The sequence below is a fragment of the Pseudoalteromonas sp. PS1M3 genome, from assembly GCF_016865405.1.
In the GTDB taxonomy this organism is placed as follows: domain Bacteria; phylum Pseudomonadota; class Gammaproteobacteria; order Enterobacterales; family Alteromonadaceae; genus Pseudoalteromonas; species Pseudoalteromonas marina.
In genome coordinates this window covers 212,922-225,609 of record NZ_AP022625.1, presented here as the reverse complement: position 1 = coordinate 225,609, position 12,688 = coordinate 212,922, and the positions used below count along the sequence as shown (strand labels likewise).

Genomic DNA, 12,688 nt, shown 5'->3' with positions numbered 1-12,688 from the left:
TTGAGAAACAGCATGGTCAACAAAGTTAAATTTGAGCGCGAGACTGTTGTCCGCCTTGCCAGTCAGCTATTTTGGGAAAAGGGATTTAATGCCACTTCGACCCGCGATCTACAGGACGCAATTAATATGCGCCCAGGTAGTATCTATTCTGCGTTTGGCTCAAAGGAAGGGTTGTATATTGAGTCTTTAAAAAATTACACCATGCAAATAGAAGATCAAATAAAAACGTGTTTATTGGCTTCGCCTACTATTATTGGTGGTTTACAAACGTTTGTTGAAAACGTCATCATTAAAGATAAAAAAAATGCCCCGAGCGCTATTTGTATGCTAGTAAAAGCAAATTGTGAGTTTGCCGATGAAGACAGCTGTTTGTATTCATTAAGCCTTGATTTATCAGACAAATTTGAAGATTATTTAAGCGATTTATTTGCACAAGCCATTGCGCGTGAAGAGCTAAAAGGTGAGGTTAGCCCAAAAGACTATGCTCGCTTTTTTAAAGTGCAATTTACAGGCCTACGCGGCTATTTTAACCGCCCGGGTGTTGAAGAGCTTGCACAACCTATGATCGATCAAATGTTTAAAATTATGAAAACGCTGTAAACTAAACAACTCAATTAATGAAAAAACGGCGGTAATATAATTACCGCCGTTTTTTATTTTTAGGAATTATATACCTGTTAGGTTTTTAACTTATTGAGTTCGCTATCTTGTTGAGCAACCAGCTTATTAAGAACTTCGCTACTATCGCCTGCCTGCGAAGATAAACCAGACAACTGAGATGCCGCATCAGAAATAAGCGTTAAATTACGATTTATTTCTTCTGTTACTAAGCTTTGCTCTTCAGCCGCTGTTGCAATATGCGTTATTTGATTGGTTATTTCATCCACTTTTACAACCACACTGTGCAACGCGTCAAAGGCGACAGAGGTTTCGTCAACCGCATTTTGTGCTCTTACAACACCTTTTTCTATAACGGTGGAAGCATTACCAACCTCATGCAGTAGGCTGTCTATTAGGTTGCTAATGTCATCAGTAGATGAACGGGTTTTAGAAGCAAGCGCTCGTACCTCATCAGCAACAACTGCAAAACCTCGGCCGTGTTCGCCTGCCCTTGCTGCTTCAATAGCTGCATTGAGTGCCAGTAAGTTAGTTTGCTCTGAGATGGTTCTGATCACATCTAAAATTTGCGTTATGTCTTTACTACGCGTCGCTACTTTTTCAACTGCTTGGTTTGCCTCTTTTATTTCTTCAGACATGGTTTTTACTTGCGTCATAGCCGACGACAAGCTCGACTCACTGCTTACCACTAAGCCGTTTATTTCGTCAGCTTGCTGCGCTGATTGTTCTGAAGCTCTTGCAACTTCAAGCGCCGTTGCGCTCATTTCGTTCATAGCGGTAACAACGCTTTCTATTTCTTTAAACTGCGCCTGCACATTATGTTTTGTGTCGATGGCTATATGCTGGGCAATTTCGCCTTGTTGCTTAGTCTGATCTGATACGGCTTTAAGCTCAGCAATTAGGTCGCGTAATTTAGTTAAAAAGCGGTTAAAGCCACCAGCCAGTGCAATTAGTTCGGCATGGCTGTCTACATGTAAGGTGTGTGTTAAGTCGCCTTCTGAACTGGCTAGGTTATCAACGCGTTCTTGTATTTGTTCAAGTGGGGCTATAACACCTGCTACAACCAATTTCATAACTACAAAAGCAACACCCGCAATAATTAAGCCGGTTACTAAAATAATAGTACCCAATGCTGCTGCGGTACTTTGCATATTTTCACTCAAAGCCTGTGGGCCAGCCAGAGCTAAATTTGCAGGTACTTCAATAATGAGCGACCACTGAGTGTCTGCAAGCTTTATATTTATAGGGTAATTAACCAGGTAAGTGTCATCCGCTTTTAAAAGATTGTTTTCACCCCGTACCTTTTCAACTTTACTGGTAATAGTGGATGACATTGCTTCTTTGTAAGGCCGGCCAAGCTTTGTTTTGTAGTGGCTACTGCCTACGATTAAACCAAAATCACTTAATAAGGTAACCTTAGCTTGACCGTTATACAGCTCTTTTGAAAGCTGCTCTGTTAATTTTTGAAAAACCGGCAACGTTAAATCAACACCAGATATACCAACAAACCGGCCGTCTCTGATAATAGGAACCGTAAGAGACGTCATCATTTCTGAATTGCCTGGTGTAATTTCGTATAAGTAAGGTTCCATAATACACGGCTTTACGTTGTCTTTAGCACACAAATACCATTCAGACTCTCGCAGGCCAAATTCATTAAGCTTAGTGAAATATTTTTCGGCAGGGTCGTCTACAACTTGCTGCTCGACCACGCCTTCTTTACTGCGTGTAAAATAAATTTCGAGTGTACCAGCACCATCAACAGAGTGACTGTAGCCATTTGTAAATTGAGTATCTTTGGAATCATACCCATTTACTTCAAACTGGGAGTAGATGGAAGAAAGCGACTCATTATTATTTAATATGGATTTATTTAGATTAACAACGGATTCGCGGCTAAGTGCGTCATTACCAGCCGTGCCACTTAATATGGCAGCTAGTGAAAAAGGGACACGGTATGCCTCGTTAATAAACCCTGCAATTCTTTCACCGTATACAGCCGCGTTTGCACTTAGTTTTTCTTCAACTTCTGCCACTATATATTTTTCTGACTGGCTTGATAGCTCATCGTTACTCGACGACAGCTCCCACCACAGAATGCTCGATAGCAGTAACACGGTTATAAATATGCTACCTACTGTAAGCCATAATAGTTTTTTTGCTAACGATATTTCTCGCATTGACCTGCCCTTTGTTTAAACTACAAGTACAGTTTAGACGATTTTACTAATCAAGCTATCGATAACCGCGAACAAAATTTAATTTAATACAATACGTTGAGTTTTAACGCTTAGCCAAAATAGCTGTGGTTATTGAGGCACCTATGAGTAAAGCAACGCTCACCCACAAACACGCTACAAAACCATAAACCTGAAACACCCACCCCGAAAGCACCGTACCCAGTAAACGCCCCATGGCATTAGCCATATAATAAAAGCCAACATCAAGCGATACACCATCGCTTTTAGCAAAGCTGACAATTAAATAACTATGCACTGATGAGTTAACTGCAAATACACCGCCAAAAATAAGTAAACCTATAATTAAGGTAGCATGCACAGCCACATCTAATTGCATGAGTAGTGCTAAAAGTGCAGTTACACCACTTAACAGCAACACCCATAAATAGGCATGTTTAACGGTATCTACACTTGAATTGCTGGTGCCGGTAATACGCGGCGCTTGCGATTGCACACCACCGTAGCCAATCACCCAAAGTGCCATAAAGCCACTAACCCACCAAAAGTTCCAGTTAAACTGCTGGGCTAAATAAATAGGTAAAGCCACTACAAACCATACATCACGCGCGGCAAACAAGCATAATCGTGCTGCACTTAGTAAATTTATTGCACGGGATTTAGAAAATAGCTCTTTAAACTTAGGCTTATTTTTAGCCTTACCCATGTCGCCTTTTAAAAATACAACGCTAATCATCCACGCAATAGTAAGTAGTATAATAAGTGCTTTTAAAGCCCCGACAAAGCCCAGTACCGTAAGTAGTAACCCGCCTAAAAAGAAACCGACCCCTTTTAACGCGTTTTTAGAGCCCGTTAAAATAGCCACCCATTTGTAAAGCTGCCCTTGGCCGCTTTCTCCCTCGGGCACTAAATGTTTAATAGCGCTTTTGGCACTCATTTTATTTAAATCTTTGGCTATACCGCTAAGCGCTTGCGCCGCCATAACATAAGCCACTGTAAGCCACTCACTTGGCGCGCATAACATGGCAAGCGCCATTATTTGCAGCGCCAAGCCAAAGTTCATAGTTTTATTAAGGCCTAAATGAGCCCCTAGCCAACCGCCCACTAAATTGGTGATCACACCAAAAATTTCGTAAAACAAAAACAGCATGGCAATGGCCAGCGCACCATACCCTAACTGATGAAAATGCAGCACCACCAGCATACGTAGTGCGCCATCGGTTAAGGTAAATGCCCAGTAATTACCAGTAATTATTAAATACTGTTTTATTGCTGTAGGTAAATTAGCGAGTTGCTCAAACATGGTTAACGCCCTTAAAACCTTTAATTAATGGTTAAACCAAGTCACTTTTAGCAACTTTAAGCATAAGCTCGGCAGTACGATTAGCGTAGCCCCATTCGTTATCGTACCAAGCGTATAATTTAAGCTGGGTATTATTAATAACCATGGTAGAAAGCGCATCAATAATGCTACTGCGTGGATCGGTTTTGTAATCAATCGATACAAGTGGTTTTTCTTCATAACCTAATACGCCAGCAAGCTCATTTTTAGACGCTTGAGCAAACCATTCATTCACCTCAGCGGCAGTTACACCACGCTCAAGCTCAAATACACAGTCGGTAATAGATGCGTTAGTTAACGGTACGCGCACGGCATGGCCATTTAACTTACCTTTTAGCTCAGGGAATATATGCGTAATGGCTGTTGCACTACCGGTTGTGGTAGGTATTAAACTTGTCCCGCATGAACGAGCACGACGTAAGTCTTTATGTGGCGCATCAATAATAGTTTGGGTATTGGTAATATCGTGAATAGTGGTCATTGAGCCGTGCTTTATGCCTGCTTTTTCTTGCAGTACTTTTACAATAGGCGCTAAACAGTTAGTCGTACACGAAGCCGCAGTCACAATTTTGTGCTCATCTGGGTTATATAAATTATCGTTAACGCCCATAACCACATTTAAAATGCCGTCTTCTTTTACCGGAGCGGTTACCACAACGCGCTTAACACCTTGTGCTAAATATTGATTTAACAGCTCAGTGGTTTTCATTTTACCGCTGGCTTCTATCACTACATCGCAATCAGACCAATCGGTATCGCTAATGGTTTTATTATTGGTAACTGCAATAGTGTGTTTGCCTACACTAAAGCTATTCTCGTTTGCTGTAACGCTGTGCGCTAAACGCCCGTGCACTGAGTCAAACTCTAATAAATGGGCATGTGTTTTAGCATCGCCTGCAACATCATTTACTTTAATAAATTCTACTTCTGGCCACTCTAGTGCTGCGCGCAGTGTTAAACGTCCCATACGGCCAAAGCCGTTAATACCTACTTTAATTGTCATAATAAATACCTTTAGTAAAGTTATATCAATTTGCTTAATTAACAGCAGCTTGCTGCACGCTCTGGGCGATTACCCATAGCATTGAGTCGATTTAAATCGTCGTTATAAAACGCAGAATTTTCGTTTTTGGTTTGTGCTATTACGCTAAGAGCCCACTCCGGCAAGGCTTTATTAATGCTGTAATACACCCATTGATTTTGCTTACGGTCGCTCAATAAGCCACATTGCCTAAGCTGCGCTAAATGGCGCGACACTTTAGGTTGGCTAAGTTCCAGCGCTGCAACAAGCTCACACACACACAGCTCTTGCTCATGGCTAATTAATAACATGGCTTTTAAGCGTGTATCGTCGGCTAAGCATTTGTAAAATTGTAGTGGGTTGAGTTGTTCCATAGCATCCTCGTTTAGTTAGTGTGCATACAATAAAACAAAATGAGAATATATGAAATAGTGAATATACGATTTTTCGTATGTTTATTTAAAAGCCCACTTCAATTAATGTGATCTCTAGTAAATTGCAGCGCACAAAAAAGCCCAGTGGCAAACCCCTGGGCTTTTGTAGCGTTTTAGTATGGGCATACTTGGTGTGCTTTATCGCTGCTGCCATTTAAAGCCTTATGCTAACAAGGTATTTACGCAGGTCTGTGCGATAAAAAGATGCCCTACGCTTTGCTCTACTTCACGAGCAAATTCTAAATCAATAAGCAGATACGTTATACATTGTGCCTGCACAGTAGCTATTGAGGTAATTACCACTAAGTTGCAAAAGAAAGCGCAAGATGATCAAGTAATGCTCGTATTCTTGCCGGTAAGTGGCGGTTTGAAGCATACACTGCATTTAGCTCCAATATGCTTGCTTCGTAGGGTTCGAACAGTAACTGCAATGAGCCGTCTTTTACGTAAGGCTCTGTCACGTATTGCGGGCCCATGCCTATTCCCAGCCCTTGAGAAGCCATGTGGGTTACTGCTCTGGGGGAGTTAGAAGCAAAATCGCCGCTAACATTAACGGTGAACGTATTGCCATCTTCCTTGAACTTCCAGTTTTCAGGGTCGTTTTGAGAAGTTTGCAATAAACAATTGTGTGTTGCCAGCGCACGGGGATGGCTTGGTTTGCCATTGCGCTTTAAATACTCAGGAGAGGCAAAGAAAACAATACGCATATCCATCAATTTTTTTGCGATCAGCGTTGAATCTTTCAACGGCCCAAACCTCACAGCAACATCCACACCTTCATCGATAATAGCCACGTACTGATCAGACAGGTTCAACTCAACATTAATTTTCGGATGCTTGGCTAAAAATGGGGCCAGTGCATCGACTAATTTAGTACTGCCAAATGCGGTAGGTGCGGTTAAGCGAACCGTGCCAGACAGATCAGACTGCCGATGCTGAATGACATCTTCTAGCTCTTCAAATTGTTCCAACAAAGGAACGCATCGCACAAAATACGCCTGCCCAGTTTCGGTCAACGTAACACTGCGCGTAGTACGGTGGAACAACAAAGCACCGTGTTTTTGCTCCAGCTGAGCAATGTATTTACTCGCCAGTTTAGTGCTTATGCCTAGTTGCTTAGCACCACCTGTGAAAGATTTTTGCTTTGCCACCGCAATAAACGTGCGCATGCCGTCAAGTGTATCCATAAGAGCTCCTTATATTGCTTCGTGTAATGCTTTGCCCAATTTGTGAACATTCTGTACATAGTTATTCCATAAATCAACATATTGTTCATAAGAAACGCAGCGCCTAATATTTACCCATGTCACGACAGGTCAGTGGCTAACAGCAAAAGTCATTAGTTAACGATTAAATAAGGTAAATATCATGTCAAACGCCATTAAAATTCACGGTTTTCCATTATCCGGTCATGCCCACCGAGTAGAGTTATTTGCGAGTGTTGCAGGCATAGCCCATGAAGTTATTTATGTAGACTTACCCGCGGGGGAGCATAAACAAGCCCCCTTTTTGGCTCTCAATCCATTAGGTGTAGTACCAGTAATTGAGGATTCTGACGTGGTAATCCACGATTCAATATCAATCTTGATTTACTTGGCACGCAAATACGCACCTTCATATATTCCGCAAGATCTTGCCAGCGAAGCTGAGATGCATCGTTTTCTTGCCATGTCTGCAGGAGAGATATCCTACGGTCCTGGTGCAGCGAGGTTAATTAATGTTTTCAACTCGCCGGTTGATCCTGTTTTCGCTAAAGAAACAGCAGCAAAAGCCCTAACAAAACTGGAACAGCAACTCAATGGCAATGACTTCTTGGTGGCTAATAAAGTGAGCTTGGCTGATTTTGCGATATACAGCTATGTCGCCCACGCTCCCGAGGGGGATGTATCTCTTGACCCATATCCGAATATACGTCGCTGGTTATCTAACGTAGAAGGGTTAAGCGGTTTCGTTCCTATGCAGGCTACAAAAGCGGGACTGGTAAAGTAAGTATTTGTTAAAGCGGCTCTGCCTTTCAATGAATAGGTTTGAGCCCGACATTCTTTTGCATCACCAGTTTAATATTTTTGGCAAATGCTTTTCCGGCGCACTGCGCTAATGGAGTCATTATGAACACACACATTACTTCAAGTGCTTTTCACGAAGGTGAACAGCAAATGCAAAGACGTGCCGGAAGTTACGAAAAAATGCGTACTATTGGCCGCCGCGCGATCCGCGAATTTATGCCAGATCAGCACAGGCAGTTTTTCCAACAACTGCCGTTTATGGTGCTGGGTAGTACATCAGATAAGGGGCAACTTTGGGCGTCAATTTTGCCTGGAAAGCCCGGCTTCGTGCAGTCCCCTTCCCCGACTCAGCTCACAGTAAACACCCCAATTTTATCAGGTGATCCATTAGCAGCAGCAATCACACAAGGTGCTCGATTGGGTTTATTGGGGTTAGAAATGTCGACCCGGCGTAGAAATCGCGTCAACGCTTGTGTTACCAGCGCAGCGAACAACCAGTTTGCTTTAGAGGTTGAGCAATCTTTTGGCAATTGTCCGCAATATATTCAAACTCGCGACCTTCACTTTATCCGTTCGCCAGATGCGCCATACAAGGCCCCGCGCGCTGAAACGTTTTTTGAACTAAGTGATAGCCTAAAGGCCTTTATCCGCCAAGCGGATACGTTTTTTGTTGCCAGTTCTGCGGGTCACGAACCTGCAAACGAAGTAAACCGTCAGGTATCTGCCCGTAATGCTATGGGGGTTGATGTGTCACACCGTGGTGGCATGCCAGGTTTTATAAAGGTTGACGAAAACACCCTCACCATTCCTGATTATGCAGGAAATAACTTCTTCAATACGCTGGGAAACTTCTTAGTCAACCCCAAGGCAGGGTTATTGTTTGTTGATTTTACCAGCGGCGATGTTTTTATGTTAACCGGCACGGTTACCTTGCTGGCGAGTGACTCACCGATAATTAAAGGGTTTCAAGGTGCGCAGCGCGGCTGGCAATTTACCCTAACCCAAGGGGTGACATTAAAAGCGGCACTGCCATTTCGCGCTCAATTCGACAGCTATTCTCCCAATTCTGAAGCAACGGGTACTTGGTCACAGGCAGAAGCAATCGTTAAAGCACAAGCTAAACGCAACCAGTGGCGCGCATTTACCGTCAGTAAAACCGAAGACGAGAGTAGTACAATCCGCTCATTTTATTTACAGCCTAAAGATGACTCTCCCGTACTGCCATTTTCCCCAGGGCAACATTTAACCCTGCGTATTAAGCAGCAAAATACTGAAAACTGGCTTGTGCGCAATTACACTGTATCCAGTGCCCCAACGCAAAGTGGTTATCGTATTTCAGTAAAACGTGAAGAGTATGGTCTGGTATCAAGTACCTTGCATTCTCGAATATCGATTGGCAGTGAAATACAGATTAAAGCACCAAGCGGCCATTTTTTTATCGATAACACACAACAGCGCCCAGCCATTTTAATAGGTGCGGGTGTGGGCATAACGCCAATGGTAGCCATGGCTAATGATGCAGTTAATGAAGGTATACGCACTCGCTATATCCGCCCAATGGCAGTTATTCAAGCGGCCAAAAACAGTGAGCAACGCGCTTTTTATGCAGAACTGAGCAACATTGCTAAGCGAAGCGCTGGGCGTATTCAGTATTATTCTGTGTTAAGTGATATTCACTACGCTCAGACAGAGAGTTCTGCGGCGTCGAACAATTACACTTCCCAAGGGCGAATTAGCCAAAGCTTGGTAATGGACGTACTCAATGCAATGGCCACAGAGCATAGCGTCGATTTCCCATCGCTGTTCGACAAAGACTTTTATCTGTGTGGCCCCCAAGGTTTTATGCAAAGTATGTATGACTTACTGATCGGCATTGGGGTAAAAGATCAAGATATTCATGCCGAAGCGTTTGGGCCATCATCTTTACTTCGCCAATCAACAGATACCAGCAACCACGCTGAGCTAGAGGCTGAATCTGCTGTGATAAAGTTTGCCCACTCGGGTATTGAACAAAGCTGGAATAAAGGTGATAGCCCCTTGCTAGAGGTGGCCGAAAGCAAAGGACTTACGCCACCATACAGTTGCCGCAGCGGCCAATGTGGCTCATGTGCGGTTAAACTAAAAAGTGGTGCTGTAACGTATCGCACCAAGCCAAGTGCGCATATTGACCCATCAGACGTATTGTTATGCTGCGCTGTGCCAGCGAAAGATTGCGACACTGTTATATTAGATTTGTAGCTCAATTAAACAGGCTAATATTCAAAGTCACTTATTGATGAAACCTATACAAGTTATTCAACGTTACTTTACCCAAAGAGGATTTAAACATGAGTACACGCCCACCACTGCCCCCTTTTACCCGCGAAAGCGCCATCGAAAAAGTGCGTCTAGCAGAAGATGGTTGGAACAGCCGTAACGCTGAAAAGGTATCACTTGCTTATACAGTGGATACCAAATGGCGTAATCGCAGCTCTTTCGTGAACAGCCGCGAAGAAGCCGCTGCATTTTTAACAGGAAAATGGGAAAAAGAATTGGAATATAGGCTGATAAAAGAGTTATGGGCTTTCACTGAAAATCGTATTGCCGTGCGTTACGCGTATGAGTGGCACGACGACAGCGGCAACTGGTTTCGCTCCTACGGCAACGAAAACTGGGAATTCGATGAAAATGGCTTAATGCAAAACCGCTTTGCTTGCATCAACGACTTACCCATCAAAGAATCAGAGCGCAAATTTCACTGGCCCCAAGGGCGCCGCCCCGACGATCACCCAGGACTGTCGGAGTTAGGGTTGTAAGCACACCCAATACAGACGATAAAGTTTGCCCTCTATCGGCGTTCATGCAGAACGCCTTAACCCTTTTCATCCTCCCAACATTTTTCAGCATTAAAGAGCTGCTTACTTAATCACTGCAAGACAAATACAGCTGTGTCAATTGATGGTACATGGGTTAATTTAATCATGCTGTTTTCATGTATTTATAAAGCTATTTCATAAACTTTGCATACAAAAAAGCCCAGTGGCAAACCACTGGGCTATTACAATGCTAAGTGATCAGTTAATTAAATAACCGAAAGCTCTACTTCAATATTACCGCGAGTAGCGTTTGAGTATGGGCATACTTGGTGTGCTTTATTTACCAGCTCTTGCGCTGCTGTTTTATCCATATCACCGAGTGATACAGCTAATTTAACTGCAATGCCAAAACCGCCTTCAATCGCGCCAATAGATACTTCAGAGTTAATGTGTGTATCACTTGGTAGCGCAATTTTTTCGCTACCGGCTACAAATTTTAGTGCACCAATAAAACACGCTGCATAACCAGCTGCAAATAATTGCTCTGGGTTTGTGCCTTGTCCGTCGTCGCCACCTAGCCCTTTTGGGGTTGATAAGTTTACATTTAAACGGCCATCGTCTGATTTAGCTACACCTTCACGACCACCGGTTGCAGTCGCTTTTGCTGTGTAGGCAACGTTTTGTAATACATTCATAGTGAACTCCAAAGTTTATCAATTAATTTAGTTTGCATGCAAAATAATAGGGCAAGTAATTAGAGATTGCAAATACTTTGCATGCAAATTAAAATGTTTTGTGAGTTGAAGGTATTAACGCACTAGGAGTTGGGTATGTCATTTGAGCAATTAAAATTAAAAAATCAGCTGTGTCATAGGTTATATATGGCATCAAATAGCATTGCACGTGCTTACCGTGAGCCTTTAGCTGCACTTAATTTAACGTATCCGCAGTATGTAGTAATGATGGCGCTGTGGGAGCAAGACAAAATAACCATAGCGCAGCTAATAGATAAAACCGCTATTGATGGCGGTGCTATGACTCAAATACTCAAAAAAATGACCGAAAAGTCTCTACTGGCTGTTATTAAAGATGAGCACGATAAGCGTAAGCGCCTAATTCAGCTTACCCAAAGTGGGCAAGCCCTTGAAAACGAAGCTGCTGATATTCCAAAAACTATATTATGTAAGTTTGAAAGTGTAGACCCCACACAAGCCAAACAGCTAATGCAGCTGCTTGATTTAGTAATAAGCGATTTAACAACTAAAAACGATGATGAGTTAGCCAACTAACGCGGTTATTTTTTGTTGAATAAACGCCCTAAATGCGCTGATCACCGGGGTCATTTGGCGTCGGTCGGCGTACATCATATAAAGCGGTAGCGGATCGCTTTGCCACTCGGGGCATAAATGAACGAGTTGCCCGCTTGCTAAATCATCAATTACATCTAAGTACGACTTATACGCAATGCCTTTGCCCTCTAGCGCCCAGCGCCTAACCATTTCGCCATCGTTTACTATGTGTTGGCAATTTAGCTGTACTTTTTGCACTGCGCCATTTTTATAAAATCGCCACTCTTTAAACACCTCGCCAAAGCGCATAAAGGTAATGGTGGTGTGCTGCGTTAAATTAAGTGGATGTGTAAGCAATCCATTTTTAGCAATATACTCAGCAGAGGCCACTAAAATACGCGCATTATTTAAAAAAAGTGGCGCTGCAATTAACTGCGAATCTTTTGGTACACCAAAGCGCAGTGCAATATCAATTGATTGGCTGTAAATGTCGCTTACTTCGTCACTTAAGTGCAGTTTAAGTTTTACATTCGGGTAGTGTGCTAAAAACTCATTAAGCCATTCACTTAGTTTATTGCGCCCTAAGTCGCACGGGGCCGATACCTGTAGCGTTCCCGTTACTTCGCCCACTGCGGTTTGTACTGCAGCTACCCCTTGTTGAATAAGCGAAAGGGAGTCTTTGGCGTAACTTAAAAACTGCTCCCCTGCCACACTTAAGCGTAAGCTGCGAGTAGAGCGAATAAACAGCACGTTTCCTAAGTCTTTTTCTAGGCGCTTAATAGCTGCACTTACCGCCGCTGGGGTTTGCTCGTTTTGCCGTGCAGCTTCAGAAATACTGGCGCAACTGGCTACATCCATAAAAGTTTGAATATCGTTAAATGATCGCATATTTTCAATTAAAATTTGAAAGTGCTTTAGTTTTTCATGTCTTTTTCTATTTTTCAACTGAGCTATAGTGCTTATAAGTTAAAAACACTTGGTTAAA

Annotated in this window: 12 protein-coding genes; 5 read left to right on the top strand and 7 right to left on the bottom strand. The window is 42.9% G+C overall.

From position 1 onward, the window contains the following. Nucleotides 1–12 precede the first annotated feature (12 nt). Nucleotides 13–600, top strand: a complete 588-nt coding sequence (locus PS1M3_RS17750; protein WP_138739527.1) for a TetR/AcrR family transcriptional regulator — start codon at nt 13–15, stop codon at nt 598–600. Between the two features lie 77 nt (nt 601–677). Here the strand turns inward: PS1M3_RS17750 and PS1M3_RS17745 are convergent, their stop codons facing one another. The 5 genes from PS1M3_RS17745 to PS1M3_RS17725 form a co-directional block, all read right to left on the bottom strand. Further along, complete coding sequence (locus PS1M3_RS17745; protein ID WP_203987882.1) at nt 678–2,798, bottom strand: methyl-accepting chemotaxis protein; 2,121 nt, start codon at nt 2,796–2,798, stop codon at nt 678–680. Nucleotides 2,799–2,901: 103 nt separating this feature from the next. After that, nucleotides 2,902–4,119, bottom strand: a complete 1,218-nt coding sequence (gene arsJ / locus PS1M3_RS17740; protein WP_203987878.1) for an organoarsenical effux MFS transporter ArsJ — start codon at nt 4,117–4,119, stop codon at nt 2,902–2,904. A 31-nt stretch (nt 4,120–4,150) separates the two neighbouring features. Further along, complete coding sequence (locus PS1M3_RS17735; RefSeq protein WP_203987875.1) at nt 4,151–5,161, bottom strand: ArsJ-associated glyceraldehyde-3-phosphate dehydrogenase; 1,011 nt, start codon at nt 5,159–5,161, stop codon at nt 4,151–4,153. Nucleotides 5,162–5,199: 38 nt separating this feature from the next. After that, nucleotides 5,200–5,553: a metalloregulator ArsR/SmtB family transcription factor gene (locus PS1M3_RS17730; RefSeq protein WP_006794425.1), complete on the bottom strand. Its 354-nt coding sequence runs from the start codon at nt 5,551–5,553 to the stop codon at nt 5,200–5,202. 362 nt (nt 5,554–5,915) lie between these two features. Further along, on the bottom strand, nt 5,916–6,800 hold the full coding sequence (locus PS1M3_RS17725) for a LysR family transcriptional regulator (protein WP_203987872.1): 885 nt from the start codon (nt 6,798–6,800) through the stop codon (nt 5,916–5,918). A gap of 181 nt (nt 6,801–6,981) precedes the next feature. Between PS1M3_RS17725 and PS1M3_RS17720 the strand changes: the two genes are divergently transcribed. The 3 genes from PS1M3_RS17720 (at nt 6,982) to PS1M3_RS17710 (ending at nt 10,414) form a co-directional block, all read left to right on the top strand. Then, nucleotides 6,982–7,602, top strand: a complete 621-nt coding sequence (locus PS1M3_RS17720) for a glutathione S-transferase family protein (protein WP_203987869.1) — start codon at nt 6,982–6,984, stop codon at nt 7,600–7,602. A gap of 119 nt (nt 7,603–7,721) precedes the next feature. Beyond that, nucleotides 7,722–9,857 carry a pyridoxamine 5'-phosphate oxidase family protein gene (locus tag PS1M3_RS17715; protein WP_203987866.1) on the top strand — a complete coding sequence of 712 codons (2,136 nt, stop codon included), beginning with the start codon at nt 7,722–7,724 and terminating at the stop codon, nt 9,855–9,857. Between the two features lie 89 nt (nt 9,858–9,946). Continuing rightward, on the top strand, nt 9,947–10,414 hold the full coding sequence (locus PS1M3_RS17710; RefSeq protein ID WP_008129990.1) for a nuclear transport factor 2 family protein: 468 nt from the start codon (nt 9,947–9,949) through the stop codon (nt 10,412–10,414). A gap of 266 nt (nt 10,415–10,680) precedes the next feature. On the opposite strand, the gene PS1M3_RS17705 is transcribed toward PS1M3_RS17710, so the two are convergent. Further along, a complete protein-coding gene (locus PS1M3_RS17705; RefSeq protein WP_004587024.1) occupies nt 10,681–11,109 on the bottom strand; it encodes an organic hydroperoxide resistance protein in 429 nt (142 codons plus the stop codon). Nucleotides 11,110–11,244: 135 nt separating this feature from the next. On the opposite strand from PS1M3_RS17705, the gene PS1M3_RS17700 reads away from it, so the two are divergent. Further along, nucleotides 11,245–11,703, top strand: a complete 459-nt coding sequence (locus PS1M3_RS17700; RefSeq protein ID WP_096042724.1) for a MarR family winged helix-turn-helix transcriptional regulator — start codon at nt 11,245–11,247, stop codon at nt 11,701–11,703. Here PS1M3_RS17700 and PS1M3_RS17695 read toward each other — a convergent pair. Then, on the bottom strand, nt 11,692–12,591 hold the full coding sequence (locus PS1M3_RS17695) for a LysR family transcriptional regulator (RefSeq protein ID WP_239104515.1): 900 nt from the start codon (nt 12,589–12,591) through the stop codon (nt 11,692–11,694). The two genes, PS1M3_RS17700 and PS1M3_RS17695, sit on opposite strands and share 12 nt — an antisense overlap. Nucleotides 12,592–12,688 lie beyond the last annotated feature (97 nt).

What these genes read in the sequence shown, in the direction of transcription:
- PS1M3_RS17730 (WP_006794425.1), bottom strand. Translation starts at nt 5,553, where the DNA reads ATGGAACAACTCAACCCACTACAATTTTACAAATGCTTAGCCGACGAT.
- PS1M3_RS17725 (WP_203987872.1), bottom strand. Translation starts at nt 6,800, where the DNA reads ATGGATACACTTGACGGCATGCGCACGTTTATTGCGGTGGCAAAGCAA.
- PS1M3_RS17700 (WP_096042724.1), top strand. Translation starts at nt 11,245, where the DNA reads ATGTCATTTGAGCAATTAAAATTAAAAAATCAGCTGTGTCATAGGTTA.
- PS1M3_RS17720 (WP_203987869.1), top strand. Translation starts at nt 6,982, where the DNA reads ATGTCAAACGCCATTAAAATTCACGGTTTTCCATTATCCGGTCATGCC.
- PS1M3_RS17695 (WP_239104515.1), bottom strand. Translation starts at nt 12,591, where the DNA reads ATGCGATCATTTAACGATATTCAAACTTTTATGGATGTAGCCAGTTGC.
- PS1M3_RS17715 (WP_203987866.1), top strand. Translation starts at nt 7,722, where the DNA reads ATGAACACACACATTACTTCAAGTGCTTTTCACGAAGGTGAACAGCAA.
- PS1M3_RS17745 (WP_203987882.1), bottom strand. Translation starts at nt 2,798, where the DNA reads ATGCGAGAAATATCGTTAGCAAAAAAACTATTATGGCTTACAGTAGGT.
- PS1M3_RS17705 (WP_004587024.1), bottom strand. Translation starts at nt 11,109, where the DNA reads ATGAATGTATTACAAAACGTTGCCTACACAGCAAAAGCGACTGCAACC.
- PS1M3_RS17735 (WP_203987875.1), bottom strand. Translation starts at nt 5,161, where the DNA reads ATGACAATTAAAGTAGGTATTAACGGCTTTGGCCGTATGGGACGTTTA.
- PS1M3_RS17710 (WP_008129990.1), top strand. Translation starts at nt 9,947, where the DNA reads ATGAGTACACGCCCACCACTGCCCCCTTTTACCCGCGAAAGCGCCATC.
- arsJ (WP_203987878.1), bottom strand. Translation starts at nt 4,119, where the DNA reads ATGTTTGAGCAACTCGCTAATTTACCTACAGCAATAAAACAGTATTTA.
- PS1M3_RS17750 (WP_138739527.1), top strand. Translation starts at nt 13, where the DNA reads ATGGTCAACAAAGTTAAATTTGAGCGCGAGACTGTTGTCCGCCTTGCC.